The organism is Kingella bonacorsii (assembly GCF_016623605.1).
GTDB classification, from domain to species: domain Bacteria; phylum Pseudomonadota; class Gammaproteobacteria; order Burkholderiales; family Neisseriaceae; genus Kingella_B; species Kingella_B oralis.
In genome coordinates, this window is the sequence record NZ_JAEHNZ010000004.1 from 223,622 (window position 1) to 240,507 (window position 16,886).

At 50.3% G+C, this 16,886-nt stretch carries 27 protein-coding genes, 1 tRNA gene and 1 pseudogene; 10 read left to right on the forward strand and 19 right to left on the reverse strand.

What is annotated here, in order from left to right:
• Positions 1 to 119: 119 nt before the first annotated feature.
• On the reverse strand, positions 120 to 1,007 hold the full coding sequence (gene galU / locus JDW22_RS11650) for a UTP--glucose-1-phosphate uridylyltransferase GalU (protein ID WP_200523198.1): 888 nt from the start codon (positions 1,005 to 1,007) through the stop codon (positions 120 to 122).
• A gap of 135 nt (positions 1,008 to 1,142) precedes the next feature.
• Here galU and recJ point away from each other — a divergent pair, with 135 nt between their 5' ends.
• From recJ to JDW22_RS11665, 3 genes are read left to right on the forward strand one after another with little or no spacing between them, the layout of a single operon-like run.
• Complete coding sequence (gene recJ / locus JDW22_RS11655) at positions 1,143 to 2,855, forward strand: single-stranded-DNA-specific exonuclease RecJ (protein WP_200523199.1); 1,713 nt, start codon at positions 1,143 to 1,145, stop codon at positions 2,853 to 2,855.
• A gap of 27 nt (positions 2,856 to 2,882) precedes the next feature.
• The gene (locus JDW22_RS11660) at positions 2,883 to 3,053 is read left to right on the forward strand and encodes a hypothetical protein (RefSeq protein ID WP_200523200.1); all 171 of its coding nucleotides are present in this window, start codon (positions 2,883 to 2,885) and stop codon (positions 3,051 to 3,053) included.
• 38 nt (positions 3,054 to 3,091) lie between these two features.
• A complete protein-coding gene (locus JDW22_RS11665; protein WP_200523201.1) occupies positions 3,092 to 3,976 on the forward strand; it encodes a LysR family transcriptional regulator in 885 nt (294 codons plus the stop codon).
• A gap of 109 nt (positions 3,977 to 4,085) precedes the next feature.
• On the opposite strand, the gene hemB is transcribed toward JDW22_RS11665, so the two are convergent.
• The 5 genes from hemB to JDW22_RS11690 are packed head-to-tail and all read right to left on the reverse strand — an operon-like array spanning position 4,086 to position 6,584.
• Complete coding sequence (gene hemB / locus JDW22_RS11670) at positions 4,086 to 5,093, reverse strand: porphobilinogen synthase (RefSeq protein WP_003793665.1); 1,008 nt, start codon at positions 5,091 to 5,093, stop codon at positions 4,086 to 4,088.
• Positions 5,094 to 5,129: 36 nt separating this feature from the next.
• Positions 5,130 to 5,459, reverse strand: a complete 330-nt coding sequence (locus JDW22_RS11675; RefSeq protein ID WP_200523202.1) for a hypothetical protein — start codon at positions 5,457 to 5,459, stop codon at positions 5,130 to 5,132.
• A 44-nt stretch (positions 5,460 to 5,503) separates the two neighbouring features.
• Positions 5,504 to 5,872, reverse strand: coding sequence for an adenosylmethionine decarboxylase (gene speD / locus JDW22_RS11680; RefSeq protein WP_200523203.1), 369 nt, complete (start codon positions 5,870 to 5,872; stop codon positions 5,504 to 5,506).
• Positions 5,869 to 6,027 carry a hypothetical protein gene (locus JDW22_RS11685; protein WP_003793662.1) on the reverse strand — a complete coding sequence of 53 codons (159 nt, stop codon included), beginning with the start codon at positions 6,025 to 6,027 and terminating at the stop codon, positions 5,869 to 5,871. The genes speD and JDW22_RS11685 overlap by 4 nt, the downstream gene beginning before the upstream one ends.
• On the reverse strand, positions 6,024 to 6,584 hold the full coding sequence (locus tag JDW22_RS11690; RefSeq protein ID WP_003793661.1) for an RNA pyrophosphohydrolase: 561 nt from the start codon (positions 6,582 to 6,584) through the stop codon (positions 6,024 to 6,026). Before JDW22_RS11690 ends, JDW22_RS11685 begins: the two co-directional genes overlap by 4 nt.
• Before the next feature lie 226 nt (positions 6,585 to 6,810).
• Between JDW22_RS11690 and JDW22_RS11695 the strand changes: the two genes are divergently transcribed.
• The 3 genes from JDW22_RS11695 to JDW22_RS11705 all read left to right on the forward strand — a co-directional run bounded on the left by JDW22_RS11695 (position 6,811) and on the right by JDW22_RS11705 (position 7,555).
• A complete protein-coding gene (locus tag JDW22_RS11695; protein WP_003793659.1) occupies positions 6,811 to 7,014 on the forward strand; it encodes a hypothetical protein in 204 nt (67 codons plus the stop codon).
• Entirely contained in the window at positions 7,011 to 7,403 is a 393-nt protein-coding gene (locus JDW22_RS11700) for a VanZ family protein (protein WP_003793658.1), read from the forward strand. The genes JDW22_RS11695 and JDW22_RS11700 overlap by 4 nt, the downstream gene beginning before the upstream one ends.
• A 76-nt stretch (positions 7,404 to 7,479) precedes the next feature.
• A tRNA-Asn gene (locus JDW22_RS11705) sits at positions 7,480 to 7,555 on the forward strand.
• Positions 7,556 to 7,727: 172 nt separating this feature from the next.
• Here the strand turns inward: JDW22_RS11705 and JDW22_RS13750 are convergent.
• The 9 genes and pseudogenes from JDW22_RS13750 to JDW22_RS11750 all read right to left on the reverse strand — a co-directional run.
• Positions 7,728 to 8,306, reverse strand: a pseudogene (locus tag JDW22_RS13750) (tyrosine-type recombinase/integrase); the annotation flags it as partial.
• A gap of 182 nt (positions 8,307 to 8,488) precedes the next feature.
• Entirely contained in the window at positions 8,489 to 8,881 is a 393-nt protein-coding gene (locus JDW22_RS11715; RefSeq protein WP_200523204.1) for a helix-turn-helix domain-containing protein, read from the reverse strand.
• An 18-nt stretch (positions 8,882 to 8,899) separates the two neighbouring features.
• Positions 8,900 to 9,154, reverse strand: a complete 255-nt coding sequence (locus tag JDW22_RS11720; RefSeq protein WP_200523205.1) for a lipopolysaccharide heptosyltransferase — start codon at positions 9,152 to 9,154, stop codon at positions 8,900 to 8,902.
• A gap of 21 nt (positions 9,155 to 9,175) precedes the next feature.
• Positions 9,176 to 9,751, reverse strand: a complete 576-nt coding sequence (locus JDW22_RS11725) for a hypothetical protein (protein WP_200523206.1) — start codon at positions 9,749 to 9,751, stop codon at positions 9,176 to 9,178.
• Entirely contained in the window at positions 9,741 to 10,490 is a 750-nt protein-coding gene (locus JDW22_RS11730) for a P-loop NTPase family protein (protein WP_200523207.1), read from the reverse strand. Before JDW22_RS11730 ends, JDW22_RS11725 begins: the two co-directional genes overlap by 11 nt.
• Before the next feature lie 218 nt (positions 10,491 to 10,708).
• Complete coding sequence (locus JDW22_RS11735; protein WP_003793652.1) at positions 10,709 to 10,951, reverse strand: hypothetical protein; 243 nt, start codon at positions 10,949 to 10,951, stop codon at positions 10,709 to 10,711.
• A 25-nt stretch (positions 10,952 to 10,976) separates the two neighbouring features.
• A complete protein-coding gene (locus tag JDW22_RS11740) occupies positions 10,977 to 11,561 on the reverse strand; it encodes a TrbM/KikA/MpfK family conjugal transfer protein (RefSeq protein ID WP_003793651.1) in 585 nt (194 codons plus the stop codon).
• A gap of 185 nt (positions 11,562 to 11,746) precedes the next feature.
• Positions 11,747 to 12,127: a hypothetical protein gene (locus JDW22_RS11745; RefSeq protein WP_003793649.1), complete on the reverse strand. Its 381-nt coding sequence runs from the start codon at positions 12,125 to 12,127 to the stop codon at positions 11,747 to 11,749.
• The gene (locus tag JDW22_RS11750; protein ID WP_003793648.1) at positions 12,124 to 12,357 is read right to left on the reverse strand and encodes a hypothetical protein; all 234 of its coding nucleotides are present in this window, start codon (positions 12,355 to 12,357) and stop codon (positions 12,124 to 12,126) included. The genes JDW22_RS11745 and JDW22_RS11750 overlap by 4 nt, the downstream gene beginning before the upstream one ends.
• A gap of 372 nt (positions 12,358 to 12,729) precedes the next feature.
• Here JDW22_RS11750 and JDW22_RS11755 point away from each other — a divergent pair, with 372 nt between their 5' ends.
• Positions 12,730 to 13,191 carry a hypothetical protein gene (locus JDW22_RS11755; protein ID WP_003793647.1) on the forward strand — a complete coding sequence of 154 codons (462 nt, stop codon included), beginning with the start codon at positions 12,730 to 12,732 and terminating at the stop codon, positions 13,189 to 13,191.
• A gap of 4 nt (positions 13,192 to 13,195) precedes the next feature.
• Here JDW22_RS11755 and JDW22_RS11760 read toward each other — a convergent pair whose 3' ends face one another.
• Positions 13,196 to 13,402, reverse strand: coding sequence for a hypothetical protein (locus tag JDW22_RS11760; RefSeq protein ID WP_040558068.1), 207 nt, complete (start codon positions 13,400 to 13,402; stop codon positions 13,196 to 13,198).
• Positions 13,403 to 14,254: 852 nt separating this feature from the next.
• Between JDW22_RS11760 and JDW22_RS11765 the strand changes: the two genes are divergently transcribed.
• Complete coding sequence (locus tag JDW22_RS11765) at positions 14,255 to 14,554, forward strand: type II toxin-antitoxin system MqsR family toxin (protein WP_003793643.1); 300 nt, start codon at positions 14,255 to 14,257, stop codon at positions 14,552 to 14,554.
• 2 nt (positions 14,555 to 14,556) lie between these two features.
• A complete protein-coding gene (locus JDW22_RS11770) occupies positions 14,557 to 14,958 on the forward strand; it encodes a type II TA system antitoxin MqsA family protein (protein ID WP_003793641.1) in 402 nt (133 codons plus the stop codon).
• 61 nt (positions 14,959 to 15,019) lie between these two features.
• Here the strand turns inward: JDW22_RS11770 and JDW22_RS11775 are convergent, their stop codons facing one another.
• The 3 genes from JDW22_RS11775 to JDW22_RS11785 form a co-directional block, all read right to left on the reverse strand.
• The gene (locus JDW22_RS11775) at positions 15,020 to 15,538 is read right to left on the reverse strand and encodes a GNAT family N-acetyltransferase (RefSeq protein WP_003793638.1); all 519 of its coding nucleotides are present in this window, start codon (positions 15,536 to 15,538) and stop codon (positions 15,020 to 15,022) included.
• Complete coding sequence (locus JDW22_RS11780; protein WP_003793636.1) at positions 15,528 to 15,815, reverse strand: type II toxin-antitoxin system TacA family antitoxin; 288 nt, start codon at positions 15,813 to 15,815, stop codon at positions 15,528 to 15,530. The genes JDW22_RS11775 and JDW22_RS11780 overlap by 11 nt, the downstream gene beginning before the upstream one ends.
• A 117-nt stretch (positions 15,816 to 15,932) precedes the next feature.
• The gene (locus JDW22_RS11785; RefSeq protein ID WP_003793634.1) at positions 15,933 to 16,529 is read right to left on the reverse strand and encodes a helix-turn-helix domain-containing protein; all 597 of its coding nucleotides are present in this window, start codon (positions 16,527 to 16,529) and stop codon (positions 15,933 to 15,935) included.
• 125 nt (positions 16,530 to 16,654) lie between these two features.
• Here JDW22_RS11785 and JDW22_RS11790 point away from each other — a divergent pair, with 125 nt between their 5' ends.
• Positions 16,655 to 16,855 carry a transcriptional regulator gene (locus JDW22_RS11790; protein WP_003793632.1) on the forward strand — a complete coding sequence of 67 codons (201 nt, stop codon included), beginning with the start codon at positions 16,655 to 16,657 and terminating at the stop codon, positions 16,853 to 16,855.
• The last annotated feature ends 31 nt before the right edge of the window (positions 16,856 to 16,886 follow it).

The following is a 16,886-nucleotide window of genomic DNA, read 5'->3' on the forward strand; positions in this document are numbered from 1 at the left end:
CAGGCTGCCTTAATGCGGACGGGTTGGGCGTAAACACAGGCGCTGTCATACAACAAAGGCAGCCTGAAAACTGTATTGTTACGTTTTCAGGCTGCCTATTGCTTTGCTAAACGCTCGCGCTATGCCAGCTTGGCGGCATATTGTTGCAACAATTCTTTAAACGCCTCGCCTGTTTCGGGATGTTTTAAACCATAAGCCAGCGTGGCTTCTAGATAACCGATTTTGCTGCCGCAATCGTAGCGCTGTCCTTCAAACGCATGGGCAAGCACGGGTTCATATTCCACCAGCTTGGCGATGGCATCGGTGAGCTGGATTTCGCCGCCCGCACCGCGCCCGATGGTTTGCAGCAATTGGAAAATGCGCGGGGTTAAAACATAGCGCCCCACCACGGCGAGATTGGATTCGGTGTCCTCGGGCTTGGGTTTTTCTACAATGCTGTGGATGCGTTGGTATTGCTGCCATGCGTTGGTTTCCACCATGCCGTAGGATTGGGTTTGCGAATGGTCAATCGTTTGCACGCCGATGACGCTGCTGCCTGTTTGGTTGTACACATCAATCATTTGTGCGATGGTGCCGCGTGGTGCGTCAATTAAATCGTCCGCCAAAATCACGGCAAATGGCTCATTGCCCACCGCAGGCAAGGCGCACAACACCGCGTGTCCCAGCCCCAAGGCTTCGGCTTGGCGCGTGTAAAAACAGCTCACGCCTGCGGGCAAAATATTTTGCACTTGGGTGAGCATGGCTTTTTTATCGCGCAATGCCAACTCGTTTTCCAGCTCGTAGGCTTTGTCAAAATGGTCTTCGATGCTGCGCTTGCTGCGCCCTGTTACAAAAATAATTTCATCGCAGCCCGCTTCAATCGCTTCTTCCACCGCGTATTGAATCAAGGGCTTATCCACAATCGGCAGCATTTCTTTGGGGTTGGCTTTGGTGGCGGGCAAAAAGCGCGTGCCCATGCCTGCCACGGGGAATACAACCTTGCGGATACGAGGAAATGGCGTGGTCATTGATGCTCCTTTTTCTTTACACAAAATAACGCGGGCAATTATAACGACACGCCTTTGTTCTGTCAGGTAAAATAACGGCAACGATTATTCCTCCCTTTCAGGCAGCCTCGGCTGCTTCTTTATTGATTGCCCACCATGTCCCACACCAAACGCATCGCCACCCGTCCCATCAATCGCCAGCTTCAATCTGCCCTGCAAGCCGCAGGCGCAAACCCGCTCATCGCCCAGCTTTACGCCGCGCGCAACGTTGCCAACAGCAGCGAACTCAACGACAGCCTGAAACAGCTTATCCCCTACACCCAGCTCACCAACTGCACCGCCGCCGCCAGCCGCCTAGCCGATGCCATCCAATCGCAGCAAAAAATCCTGATTATTGCCGACTACGATGCCGATGGCGCAACCGCGTGCAGCGTTGCCATGAAAGGGCTGGCGAGCATGGGCGCGGCGGTAGATTTTTTTGTGCCCAACCGTTTTGAACACGGCTACGGGCTTACCCCCGAGCTGGCGAATATCGCCCACGCCAAAGGCGCAGATTTGATTGTTACCGTGGACAACGGCATCAGCAGCGCAGAAGGCGTGGCCCGCGCCCAATCGCTGGGGCTGGACGTTATCGTTACCGACCACCACATCGCAGGCAGCGTGATTCCCGATTGCATTATTGTGAACCCCAACCAGCGCGGCTGCGCCTTTCCCAGCAAAAGCATGGCAGGCGTGGGCGTGATTTTTTATGTGTTGATTGCGCTGCGTGCCGAATTGCGTGCGCGGAATTACTTTTCAGGCTGCCCTGCCATCGCCGAGCCCAAATTAGACGAATTATTAGACCTTGTGGCACTCGGCACAGTCGCCGATGTCGTGCCGCTGGACCACAACAACCGCATTCTCGTATCGCAAGGCTTAAAACGCATCCGCGCAGGCAAAATGAGCCACGGCATCCGCGCCCTATTCCAAACCGCCCGATGCAGCGCGCAAAAAGCGCAGCCGTTTGACTTTGGCTACAAAATCGCCCCGCGCATCAACGCCGCAGGACGGCTGGACGATATGTCCATCGGCATCGCCTGCCTGCTTTCAGGCAGCCTGAACGAAGCCGAAAACATGGCCAGCGAACTCAACGAACTCAACCAAACGCGCCAAGAAATTGAACAAGAAATGCTCACCGACATTCTCGCCGAATGCCCCAGCGCGTTGCCCCGCGAGCAAACCACGCTGTGCATGTACCGCGACAGCTTTCATCAAGGCGTGGTGGGCATTGTTGCCAGCCGTTTGAAAGAAAAATTTTACCGTCCCGTGTTTGTGTTCGCCCCCGACGACGGCGGCAACTATCGCGGCTCGGGGCGCAGCATCGCAGGCGTGCATCTGCGCGACGTGCTGGATGCCATCTCCAAACGCGCCCCCGACATCATCATCAAATTTGGCGGACACGCGATGGCGGCGGGGCTCACGCTGCGTTCAGGCAGCCTGAAAACCTTTGGCGATTTGTTTGAAGACATCGTGCGCAGCCAAGTCAACGAAGACACGCTCTCGCAAACCTATCTCACCGACGGCAGCCTGAAAGCCAGCGACATCACGCTTGCCAACGCCCAGCTCATCAACGCGCAAATTTGGGGGCAAGGCTTCCCGCCGCCCAGCTTCGCCGACACGTTTCAAGTGCTCCGCCAGCAAAGCATGGGCGCAGACAAAAAACACACCAAAGCATGGCTCACCAAAGAAGGGCAAGAGTTCGAAGCCATGTTTTGGCGCTGCGAAGACACCCTGCCGCGCGACATCCGCGTGGTGTATCGCCCCACGGTAAACGAATGGCGCGGCAACACCGAATTGCAGCTTTATGTGGATTATTGGGAAGCGGCGTAGGCAGCCTGAAAACGAGTTGGCACGCCTTTGCAAAATCCAAACGGCAGCCTGAAAACACGGCTGCGCCAAGCGCGCATCGCCAGCACAAGCGCAAGCGTTCGCCATCCCGCCGCCCTACCCCATTTTCAGGCTGCCCCAAGCGCGCACGATTGCCCCGCGCCGCGCCAACCCCATTCCCCGCCCCCAAAGGCAGCCTGAAACATCCAACCAACCGCATCACAACCGGAAAGCCCACCATGGACACCCTACTGAGCATGAAAGTCTTCTGCCAAGTCGTGCAAAGCGGCAGCTTCACCCGCGCCGCCGACCTGCTCAACATCTCCATCCCCATGGCAAGCAAACACGTCTCCCACCTAGAAAAAACCATCGGCGCACAACTGCTCTACCGCAACAACCGCAGTCTGAAACTCACCGAGCAAGGCGATGCCTACTACCGCGACTGCCAAAGCGCGCTGGAACTGCTCGCCCAAGCCGCCGAACACGCCAGCGCAGGCGCCAACCACCCCCAAGGCACGCTGCGCATCGCCGCCCCCGTTTGGTTTGCCTGCGACAAATTCGCCCGCATGCTCGCCGCCTACCAAAGCCGCTACCCCGATGTAGAAATAGAACTCACCCTCTCCAACCGCCATGTCGATTTAAACAGCGACGGCGAAGACCTCGCCCTGCGCCTATCCGATAGCCTCGCCGAAAACATCATCGCCAAACGGCTGGGCAACATCCCCTTCTACCTCGTCGCCACCCCCACCCACCTCGACCGGCACGGCATGCCCCGCGCCCCGCAAGACCTTACCCGGCACCCTGCCATCCTCCCCACCTATGTGGATTTGTCCCGCATGATGACCGAATACCAAGGCAAAACCGTGCCGCTCGAATTCCAAGGCAGCAAAATGCGCAGCAACCACACCCAAATGGTCGCCGCGCTCATCCGCGCCCATATTGGCATCGGCTATATGCCCGCATGGCTGGCCGACGACGACATCACCACCGGCAGGCTCATCCGCCTCCTGCCCGAATGCCCGATGAGCAGCCCGCCGTTCTACGCCGTGTATGCCAACCGCCAATACATGAAAGCCAAAGTGCGCAGCTTTATTGACTTTATGAGCGAGCAAATGACCGCCTGAACACAAACACCCAAACGCCAAAGGCAGCCTGAAAAGGGATTTCCCGTTTTCAGGCTGCCTAAACTTTTTGCAAAACCTAAGTGTTAGCAATGAGCAGGGTTATTTCTAATTACCCCAACCGCGCCAACTGCTCCGCCGCCTCTATCGCGTAATACGTCAAAATCCCATCCGCGCCCGCGCGTTTAAAGGCGAGCAGGCTTTCCAAAATCACTTTGTCGCCGTCCAAAAAACCGTTGTCAATTGCCGATTGCAGCATCGCGTATTCGCCCGACACTTGGTAGGCAAAGGTGGGCACGCCAAATTCGTCTTTCACGCGGCGCACCACGTCTAAATACGGCAAGCCCGGTTTCACCATCACCATATCCGCGCCTTCCATGATGTCCAACGCCACTTCGTGCAAGGCTTCGTTGCTGTTGGCGGGGTCTTGCTGATATTGTTCTTTGGACGATTTGCCCAAATTGCCCGCGCTGCCCACCGCGTCGCGGAACGGCCCGTAGAACGCGGAGGCGTATTTGGCGGAATACGCCATGATGCGGGTGTGGATGTGCCCTGCGTTTTCTAGGGCGACGCGGATGGCGGCGATGCGCCCGTCCATCATGTCGGATGGGGCGACCACTTGCGCGCCTGCTTCAGCGTGGCTTAACGCTTGTTTCACCAGCACTTCTATGGTTTCGTCGTTGAGCACATAGCCTGTGCTGTCGGTTAAGCCGTCTTGCCCGCTGAGCGTGTAGGGGTCTAGCGCGACATCGGTCATAATGCCCAGCTCGGGGAATTCGCGGCGCAGGGCGCGCACGGTGGTTTGCACCAAGCCTTCGGGGTTGTAGGCTTCGCGTGCGTCGGCGGTTTTGTTTTGCGTAACCACGGGGAACAGCGCGAGCATGGGGATGCCCAGTTGGCAGGCGTGTTCGGCAGTTTTTAATAGTAAATCAATGCTTTGGCGTTTGATTTTGGGCATGGAGGCGATGGCTTCTTCGCGGTTTTGCCCTTCCAATACGAACACGGGGTAAATCAAATCGTCGGGCGTGAGCGTGTGTTCGCGCATTAGGCGGCGGCTGAAATCGTCGCGGCGCATACGGCGCATGCGGCTGATGGGGGCTTGGCGGGGGGGGAAGTTCATGTTGGTTTCCTTTTGTTGATTGGGTTAAAGGGCGTTTCAGGCTGCCTTAATGCATTTGTGGGCAGCCTGAAAATCATCCAGCGTTGCCCAAATTTCGCCGCATTCGCCGCAGCCGTAAAAATCTTCGGTTTCATTGAACACGTGGCACACGATGCCGTCGCAATTGGGCTCGAGGCAGGGCTGGCGAAAGCCGTCGTCGGGCGGGGCGGTGAGTTTGGGGTTGTCGGTGTAGCCTGTGGTTTGCTGGCAATGCGGGCATTCAATCATCACCAGCTGCAAGCCCGTGGACTGCATGCGGGTTACAAAATCCTGCGCGTCGGCGGAAAGGGTAAACGGAGTATGGCAATGGGTGCAGATGGTGTGCATAGGAAGGCAGCCTGAAACAGCAAACGGCAGCCTGAAATCTGTTTTCAGGCTGCGTCAAACAATCGCTCGCCGCGCGGATATTCGCGCCATGTTGCCGATTGTGCGCGCAAGGTGGTTTGCAACGATTGCGCCGCCGTTTCGGGTTTCAGGCTGCCGCAAAGAAAAATATCCGCCGCCGCAAAGCTGTGTTCCGCCCAAGTGTGAATCGTGATGTGCGATTCCGCCAGCAGCAGCACGCCCGTTACGCCGCCGCCCGCGCCAAACGTGTGAAAATGCGCCGACAAAATCGTTGCCCCCGCCTGCTGCGCCGCTGCCCGCATCGCGCCTTCCAACGCCGCTGCATCGCGCAACAGCACCGCAGGGCAGCCATATAAATCCAGCAAACCATGCACGCCGGGGCGATAAGCGCTCATTTGTGCCCGCCCGAATAGCCGCCGTAACCCGAGCCGCCGGGCAGATAAGCGCGGCTGCCCGAGCCGGAGCCCGTGCTACCCACAATGGCATAATTGCTGAACGTGCCAAAACCAATCGCCAACAGCGCAACGATTAAATAAGTATTCCGATTCATGGCGACTCCTTCGCTGCCAAATCCTGCGCACGCGCCGCCTGCCGCAATTCCAACTGCCGCGCGTGAAACTCGCCCATGCTCTCCAAACCGCGCAAATGCCGCGATAATTCCGTGAGCGCGCGCTCGTAAACATAACGTTTAAATTCAATAACTTCGTCAATCGGCGCCCAATATTCGTGCCAACGCCAGCCGTCAAATTCAGGCTGCTGCGTAGCGCGCAAATGCATATCGCTATCCTGTCCCACAAAGCGCAGCAAAAACCAAATCTGCTTTTGCCCGCGGTACGAGCCGCGCCATTCGCGCCGCACCCAATTATTCGGCACATCATAGCGCAGCCAATCGCGCGTGCGCCCCAAAAGTTTAACGTGCTGCGGCAGCAAGCCCACCTCTTCAAACAACTCACGATACATCGCCGTTTCAGGGCTTTCCCCGGGCTTAATCCCACCCTGCGGAAACTGCCACGCATGTTCGCGCACGCGCTTTCCCCAAAACACACGATTATCCTGATTGAGCAAAATAATACCGACATTCGGTCGGTATCCTTCCCTGTCCAGCATCGTGCCACTCCAAAAAATCAATGCCCGAATTTTCCCACAAAACCCAAAAAGCTGCCAACACGCTATAATCCGCGCAGCCCGTTTCAGGCTGCCTCAACGCCCGCGCGATAGCCCTAAGGCAGCCTGAAAACCATAAAGCAGACCTTGTTTGCAAAACAGCTCAGTTTCCACCCAAAGGCAGCCTGAAAAGCCATCCCGCGCAGTCAAAAGCAAAAAGGACACCCAAATGACCGAACTTGCCCAACTCATCCAAACCGCCGGCTACGGCGAAGTGCAAGAAACCCTGCAATTTCTGCTGGAAGAATGCAGCCTAGACCAAGCACCCGACCGCGAAGAAATCGCCCAATGGCGCGACATCCTCGCCACGCGCGGCGGCAAATTCCAAGCCCTCGCCCAACAATGCCAACAATTTCTCAACGAACTCGCATGACGCTCCCCAAAAACAAATGGCTCGCCGCCGCCCTATTGTGGCTCATCGCAGGCATATACAGCCTCATCTTCCGCGAAAGCAACAGCCACCTCGCCCCGCCGTTTCCCCATTTTGACAAAATCGCCCATGCCGCCCTGTTTTTCGCCCAAACATGGCTGCTCGCCAAAGCATGGCTCGCCGAGCGCAAACGCCCGCCCATCGCCGCCCTGTTTTTCTTCGCCCTGTGCTACGCCATCAGCAGCGAAATCGCCCAACACCTGTTCACCCAAACACGCCAAGGCGACCCGTTCGATGCTCTTGCCGATATGGCGGGCAGCGGCATCGCCCTTTATCTCGCCCGCCGCGCCTATCAACACTACAATAGGCAGCCTGAAAATAATTCTGTTTAATTTCATTTGATTGTTATCCCGCTGGCGGAAACCGTTTGACAACGCAAGCAAAGCTAAGCATAATGCGCGACTTCATTCCCCGATAGCTCAGTCGGTAGAGCGACGGACTGTTAATCCGCAGGTCGCTGGTTCGAGCCCAGCTCGGGGAGCCAAATTTATGCCGTCTAAACAATTGTTTAGGCGGTTTTCTTTTATAGAGCAATGGCTCTTATTATTTTCTTGTGTCCAAATTGTGTCCAACACATCCGCATGAACCAGCAAATGTTCGGATGATAGATGGGCATATCGCTCTACCATCTTGGCATTTTCCCAACCGCCCATTTCTTTCAAAACGGCAATCGGTACGCCGCGTTGGATTAACCAACTTGCCCATGTATGGCGCAAGTCGTGCCATCTGAAATCGTGGATACCTGCTTCTTTCAGGCAGCCTTTCCATATTCTGCTGCTGATGCTGTGCAGTTTTTTACCGTTGTTTTGGGTAAATACATACACGGCGCAACGTTTTTGTTGTTGCAGAATGTGGAGGGCGGTTTGATTGAGCGGAACGCCAATAGCTTGCCCGCCTTTTGTTTGGTCGGCGTTTATCCATGCGGTGCGCCGCTGGATGTCTATTTGTTCCCACTTCAATTCCAACACGTTGCGTTGGCGTAAACCTGTTGCCAAAGAGAAGGCGGCTAAATCGTGCAATAGGGTATTGCGCCGGGCAAGCACATCTAACAACTTTTGCGCTTCGGCAGGTTTGAGCCAGCGGATGCGTTTTTTGGGTTCTTGGTACAGCGTTAGCCGTGGCGCATGCTCCAGCCATTCCCATTCGCGCGCGGCTTTGTTCAAGATGGCTCGGATGAGGGCAAGATAACGGTTTTTGGTGCTGTTACCGCAAGGCAAGGCAATCACGGTTTGCATGATGGTGCGGCGGTCTAAACTGGCTAAATCCTTACCGCGTAACGCGCCCAATGCACGCAAGCGTCCAATATCGCTACGGATGCTTTTTTTGTCTTGCCTTTCTTTCAACCATTTGGCTGCGGCTTCGTCCCAAAGATGTTTGGGACGAACATTGAGATGTTGCTGTTGCCACAATTCGTGTTTCAGTTGTTCCAACAATTTTTTGGCTTGTTGGTAGTCTTGTGTGCCAGTAGAGCGTCTAATTCTTTCGCCGCTTTCTGTCCTGATGTCAAGATACCAAGTGCCGTTTCGTTGGTATAAGCCTGTTTGTTTTTTAGGCTGTCGTTTAGGTTTGTTTGATTGACTGCTTTGAGTTGATTTGGGCATTGTTGTTTACTCCTGCTGCGAGCCAATGCCTGCACAGCTTGATTTTCAGCTTCGGCAATGAGCGCGTCAAGATGGATTTGGCGAATGCAATAGCTGCGTCCGACTTTGGCGGCAATAAGTTTGCCGCTGCGTATCATTTCGCGCACCGTTTCGGGATGGCATTTGAGATAGGCAGCGGCTTGGGCGACGTTGTAGGTTTCAAGGCTCATGGGGTGTCCCTTTCCGCACTATCGCGCAATGGTCTCAAAAATCGTCAGTGGTGCGTGTTCGGTTAACTGTGTCAGTCGTTTGATAATGACGTGGCGTTTGGCTCGGGCTTCTAGCAGCATTCGTTCTTTGGGGTTTAAAAAAAGATACAGGCAATGATATTTGCCTGTATCGGTGGTTATTGGGATTAAACGAAAGTGCGGGTAATCTTTGTCTTCGGGGATGAAGCTAGGATTGACCTTTACCGTGGTAATGATGGGTGCTGGGTTTTGCATGGTTTGCTCACTTTGCCTGCTTCACTTCAAAAACCAAAATGCGCCCAACAAGATAATCTGTGCCAATAAGAATAGGCAGCCTGAAAGAATCAACTGGCTTTTCAGGCTGCCTAAAAAGTTATCCTGCTCATCAATGGCTTGTTCACGCATTTTGGCAGCTACCGACCCCATCAGCTTGCTTTCCGCATTCTGCAAATAAGCATCGTTGGCGCGGATAATCTCGCCTAACAGATATTGCTTTTGCTCGGCAAGGCTATCCGCCGCTTGGGTTACGGCTTGCGCCTGTATCTTGAACTGCTCCAAGAACACTTCCTGCTGCTCGTTTTGCTGTTGCCCTATCTGTTCGGCATAGGCTTGCATATTGCGCTTTTGCACCACCAGCACCGCGAGAATGGGGTCATCTTCGCTCACTTTGATGCCCGTAGCCGCGAATACTTCGGTTTGCAGTTGCGCGATTTCGCTTTCAGGCTGCCATTGTGGGCGCGAGGAGCTATTTGTAGCCATTGTGGCAAAACCGCCCATGCTGTCGCTCCAATCGTCTTGATGCGGGGTCATTTTGCGTGGGCGGTTGGGTTGGATGAGGGGGTTAGTTTGCATCTTGTGTTTGATTGCCTATGGGGAGTTTAGCCAATTGTGCAAATACTTCGTTTCGTACACGAGTTAAGCGTGAACGTGCTGCCAATTTAAATAAATCGTGATTATTTAAGGCTTCGGCAAAAGTTAAATTGTTTGTCGTCATGTCGTAAATATCTTTGCCAAAGGTATCGGGCGCGCGGTTAGGAATATGAACCACACCCATAATGCGCGCCTTATTGGCTTCGTACACTTTGAACTTTAAAAAATCTTTGCCACCGTCCTGCACTTCACCCTTAAAGTCATTGAGCCATACAACCACATCGGCTTTTGTGGTTTTGAGCGTTTGCGCCAAACCTTTAACACAATCATTCAATGCTTGCCCACCATTCATAGGGACGTGCATAACGACACGGACACCGCTATCTATTAAGATTTGAATCAAATCTGCCTCGGCAAGATATGCCATAAGCGGAACAAAGGTTGCTGCGCCATTATCAATTAACCCGATACCATCTAACGCAACCAGTTTTTCAATCATATCGTCAAAATTTCGGGTATCAATTGTATTATGCTGCGTCATAATATTTACCACTTTCGGATTTAATGCCGTAATGGCACTGAATGTGGCATTAACAGGGTCGGTGTCAAAGCAATGCAATGCTTCACTGCAATTTTCTTGCAAATACTGCCCAAGAATAGACGCGCAAAACGACTTCCCTACCCCACCTTTACCTTGCACCACAAAATGCACTTCTTTCATTTAAAAAACCTCTCTAAGTTCAAATTTAAATTCAAAATCAACAATCAAATGATTATTCACAAGAAAAAAACCACTTTGAGCTCGGAAATGGTTTTTGCATTGTGAACAACTACAACATTCAGGCAGCCTGAAAGCAAAAAAAGCCGCCAACGATATGCCCATCGTGGCGGCGTAAAGCGCTACGGAAGAAGAAACAAACCGCAGCAGGAGTTAAATCTTTATCTTTTCTTACTAGCGAATCGCACAAACTGCACCACAACAGCAAGAATCCCCACAACTCCACAACCCATCAGCAACTTTACCAAAGTTACTTTGGTATCTATGGATATATCAAAGCAAATAACGAGTGCAGAACCTATTACTGCAGCCAACAAAATAGCTGCTGCATTTGAATAAAATTCGCGCAAGGTTTGCTTATAGTGGTGTATATCGCATGATATTTTCTCTTCAGTAGTTTTCATGTATTCGCCTTTTCTTAGTGTTACTTTACTGCCCTACATCCACCCATTTGCCCCCTTGTTTCGGGTCGCCCACATATTTCACGGTGTCGCTTACGCGCGTCCATTCGTGGTTGTGATAGGCGGAGCAGTAGGATGGTTTGGCATTGAGCACCACCACTTTTTGCACATCTTGGCACTCTTGCACGGGTTTGCGATTGCCCCTGCTGCCCATAACGCTTTTATTGGCAACCGGTTTGCACTCGCGCACGGCAATGGTGCGACGCATCACACGATTTAACTCTTGGGCATCGCATCGCCCTGCACCATTTGCCAAGGCGCGATTTAACTCTTTAATGCCCTTCTCGCCAGATGTGGGGCAAAGGTTCAAAAAGTTCTCCCGCGCTTGAATTGTTTTGTGCGGTTTCTTGTGATGAATGCTGAAATAGCGTTGCAAAGACGGATTGCACTCGCTGGGGCGAGTGCCACTGGATAAGCACAAAATGGCTTCGCAGGCGAGTTTAGTGTCGCCTGTAAGCAAATCAGGCTGGGTTGCGGGGTTGGCGGGCGCAGCGGATGCTATGCCGGGTGCGAGCAGCGCGGCAGTTAATAGAATGGCGAGTTTGGATTTCATAATAATCTCCTAGTTGAGAAAAAGGAAAGGCAGCCTGAAATCGATGTATTGATTTTCAGACCGCCTGAAAGGGGGTATCGCTGCCACAATGTTTTTCGGTTTTCCACGACCGCACACAATGTTTTGGCTTTCCACTGCCGTTGGGGTGGCTTTGATACCCGTTGAGAAAAAATTAAATAAAAAGGTTATGGTTTCCCCCGCTCCACCCGCCATTCAAACGCATACAACACGCTATCGGGCGAGGCGTAATCATTCATGCAATCTCGCAAGATACGGGAATAGGCATAACCACCGTTGGCATAGGCAAGCATTCGTTTGGGATGCGCTCGCAAATCATTGCGCACCATAAAACGCAGCACGCAAAAAAGCAGGGGCACAACCAAAACGATAAGCAGCAGGCAAATCAGCACCTGCCCTATTCCATCCTGAATCCATTGTGGGTAATCAGGAAAAAGGGATAACAGAAATAGCAGAGCAAAGGTAATGGCTGCGTCAATCCATAACAGCAATCCAAAGATGAATGCGACATAGTGTTCAAACAACAGTTTGATAAAGAGATGCTTCACAGCGCAGTCATTCGCCCATACCGTCTGCGCGTATAGGCATTTTCAGGCTGCCGTGCCAGTCGCACTACAAAATAGCCTGTGCGCTGTTCCAGCTTCACCCAACCCTCACGCATGGCAGCAATGGCACACTTTCGTTTGCCCTCATCGGCAGCATCAAAATCGGAAACGGTGATAAATGGGCGATAGGCGAGAATGCCCAGTAATTTCTCTTGTGTCCATTTGCGGCTCATGGCGCATCCTTTTAATAAAAAGCCGCCTCTTCGGCAGGCGGCAAACCGTGCAGGTTCACGTTATCCTGCAAACGCCGAAAATACTGTGTGCAACCACAATATTTCAGTCTCTCAAGAGCAATTGATTGCGTTCATGCCTATGCCTAGGCATTACTATGGCGTGTACACGAATACGAAATCACACCACACACGCCTGAGCCGCTTACGTCGTTTGCCCTGTTGCAAGAGCAAACGTCCCAAGTGATGCGATTAAGTTAAAAAGGCAACCTGAAAAACCAAACGTTCAGACTGCCCCGAAAAGGTGGGCATCTGACCACCCGTGTTAAGATTAAGTTTCCGACTAAAACCTTTTCACAAAACAGAAAGATGCCCATGGAAATCATCATTTCAATACTTAGTTTGATTGTCGCAACATTTGCGTTTATCTTGGCTTATATCCAAGTCCGCAACCAAATCCGACCCAACATCAAAATCGCCTTGGTACACAGCACAGAGTTTGGCGATACCATGCAAATAGAATTAAGCCGTTTGCCACAATGTTATCAACTGCGTTCTGTTTCCGTCGTGTGCCAACGAAAATGCGTTATTCTGAATTACGGCATCGGCACATTCTCACAAAATGCCCCACAAACCATTCAACCTAGCGACACCATCCAATTAGGCTATTGGATTAACGCAGACGACAGTAACACACCAAGCTCACTCACTTTTTGGTTCACAGTTGCCAAATCGCCCTACAAACGAGCCTTGCGTTTAGGATTCAGAAGTGTTTTATCTCCTTATTTTGCAGGCTGTGAACTACCCGTGGTCAGCAGAACCAATGACATCATTTAATCAACTAACCAGCTGCCAAAGCCGCCAGCAACCCCGCAACAATAAAAGCAGCAATATAGACCATCTTCATAAAAAGATGCGTACGCCCGTCATACCTGAGCCCCCAGTGATAATCCCAAACATCAAAGACCAACAGCAAAACCGCAGGCACCAAAAACACAAGTGCGGGAGCGAGAGGATAATCAGCCAACCAAGCAGAAATAAAGTCCATATCATTCTTTCAAAAATTCCCACACCCAAACCTGCTCAATCCAATCAACATCCAAACAGGCTTAAATCTGAAAACAAAAAAAATAAAAACCACTCAAAAAACGATTTTCAGGCTGCCACTAAAACTCAAAAACCCAAAAGCAGCCTGAAACCGTTTGCTATGAAAAACAAATCCCCAGCCGAGCGCAAAACACGCCACGGCAAAGGGTGCGCAGGCTATGCCCGAAGGCAGGGAAACTGCGTTGGGGGCGCGTCCGTGGATTAGCCCCGCATCGCGGATACGCCGCGATTACAAGATACGTCCAACTGCCGCCTGTCCACGGACGCACTCGCGCTACCCGTATGCACGGCATTCTGATTAAGGCGGATTGGATGCCGCCTGCAACCTTTGATACGCATTTCACCGATAAGCCACACAAGATTAGCCGCGTTTCATAGCGAAAAAATTTCTGCCGAGCCACAAAAAGAAGCCGCGCAAAAAGACGAAAGGAACGCGCCAATCTTGATAAAGACCAAGCATCGGGTGGTTGATACGTTTGCCGAATTGTTAAAGAACTGGGGTACTGCTTTGATGTGCGAAGTATATTTTAAATATATCGGAAAGTCTATCAAAAATATATTTTCATGCCGATATTTATTTTATCGTATTGATTTATATAAATATTATTTTTGTCATATCTGTCGTTTTATTGCCGATTTGGCATAGATTGCAAGCCATTTGCTCTTCAAGAGCAACAAAAAGGCAGCCTGAAAACAAAGAGTACTGTTTTCAAGCTGCCTTTTTATGGGAATGATGGTTGCACAAAATAACCTTTTAGGTTAAAATTAACCTAATTGGTTAATTGAGAGCATCATGGAAAAAAGAACGCCGCATTGCAGCCTAGAAAGAGTAAAAGCCTTGTTGGCAGAAGAAAAAGTCCGCGCAACCCGTGTAGCACTGGTTGGTGCGGAGCTTTTAGGCATTGATTATGACGAAATGCAAAATATCGTGAGCAACCTAAACCGTTCAGACTTCTATAAAAGCATGACCACTCATGCAGACCATACAATTTGGCAAGATGTATATCGCCCAACCGTTGAGCCCTACGGCGATTTGTATATCAAGCTAACCGTAATAGACGATGTTTTAATAGTTTCATTCAAGGAGCGTTAATTATGATGAAATGTCCCGTGTGTGGCGCAGCAGAATTAGTGCACGATGTGCGCGATATTCCTTATACCTACAAAGGGAAAACAACCATTATTCCCCAAGTAGAAGCGGATTTTTGCCCTGCGTGTGGCGAATCGCTAACCGCGCCTGATGAAAGCCGCCGAATGATGAATTTAATGGGCGAATTTCATAAACAAGTAAACAATGAAATCGCTAGCCCCAGCTTTATCCGCAATGTTCGCGCCAAACTTAATTTAAGCCAACGCGAAGCGGGCGAACTGTTTGGCGGTGGCGTAAATGCTTTTTCTCGCTACGAAACAGGTAAAGCAGCCCCACCAAAATTGTTGGTTATGATGTTTAAAATGCTGGATAGCAATCCTAGCCTTTTAGAGCAGTTGCGGAACTAATTATTCATAGAAAGGCAGCCTGAAAACAAAATCCTGTCTTCAGGCTGCCTTAATTCCTTGTTTATTTAATCTTTTGGCTATTCAAAATGGTTTCCATTGTAATAAATAGCCTGCTACTGCCCTGTTCTAAAAATTGAAATCCAACCGTCTCATAAAATGCTGAAACGCCATCTTTGGCATCTACAACAATAATCGGAACGCCCAAAATATCATTGGCAATAATCAATTTTTCCAAAGCAGTACGCAACAAAAACAATCCTACGCCCTGTCCGGTAAATCGCTTATCTACTGCCAAACGGGCAATCAGCGCAGCCGTATCTACCGTTTTACTTTTCTTGCCCACTATCTCATGCCAATTAAACCGCGTCATGGTAAGCGTGAAATAGCCAATAATGGTTTCATTGTCATCAGCCGATAAAACATAAGTCTGCGCCTGATTTCTATTGGATTTCTGCCCAGCAAACTTTTGCAAAAAATCATTTAATGCTGGCACGCCACAATCAAAACCCTTTCGGTTGTGCGTTTCATTTAATGGCTCAACGCCCTTATTTAAAACCACCACGGCTGGGTTATCGTTCATACACGTTCACTTCGTCAAAATTGGTTTGAAACAGTTGGCGTAGTTTTGGATTAGGCTCTGGGGGATTATTTAGCGCGTCCATTAAACGCAAGCTGGCTTCTTGGCTTAATTGAATGGTTTGCTCCTGCGCAATAATCGCTTTCGCTTCTTTTAAAGCTGCCTGCAAAACAAACGAATTGATGCTGGAAATTCCTGCCAACTGGGCAGCTTCTTTTAATAAATCTTGTGTTTGCACATCAATCCGCGCAGTAATACGCGGAGCAGTTGAAGTCATCATGGTCTCATTCCTTTTAAAATGTGCCAAAATGGCACACAATAAGTTTAAGATTACAACTTGATATTGTCAAATGAAAAGGCAGCCTGAAAATGTTTTCAGGCTGCCTTATTCATATTTTTAGCCAAACTTGCGATTAAGGTCTGTAACAACACCAATGATTCGCGCGTCGTCTGGCATCAACTCGGGATTGCTTTCATTGTGCTTTAAGGCGTACTGGTTTTTCAAATCAATAAACAACTTAGCAATTAAACCACGCCCATAAGTAGATAGAACCAAAACAAAGTTTCCATGATTTGCTGTGATATTTGGGTTAATGGTTAGCATATCATCTTTAAAAATACCTTCACTATGCAAATCGTTATTTGGCACTTTTACAATAAATGGTTTAATAAAATCTTGCTGTGTAATGTTGTCTAAATTTATAAACGCATGATTATTTTCAGTAATATTTGAATACGATACTTCGCCAAAATTATTTCCGCCAACCTGAATATGTGTCGCATTATTATTGATGACTTGATTTTGATACGGCAATGGATAATTACAAACTTCTGAAATCTTTACCATGATGTCAAATGTAGGTTTATTTCTACCATTCTCAATGGCTGAAACGCTGCCTTTTCCTGAAAATCCAATCGCTTCCGCCAGCTCCTCTTGCGTTAAATTAGCCTGTTTTCTTGCATTAGCAACCCATTGCGCCAAGTTGTATTGCATAGTAAACCCTTAAATGGCTGATTTTATCTAGCAGCACAGCTTATTGTCGCATCCGTATCATTGACTTGTTTGTATATTCAAAATATACTTGAAACATTTTTAGCAAACTCTCCGAGATTCAAGTGATGCAAGATGCGATTTTATTAGCCGCCAATGTTATTGGTAGTCAAGCCTCATTAGCCAAAGAGTTAGGTGTGCACCCAACAACAGTTAATAGCTGGGCTCGTGGCAGAAACAAAATTCCAGCCGAAACTGCTATCAAGATAGAAAAACTAACTAATTCTGTTGTAACACGTCAAGACTTGCGCCCTGATTTGTTTGAGTAATCATGCCCACCCCCTACCCCAACCACCACAC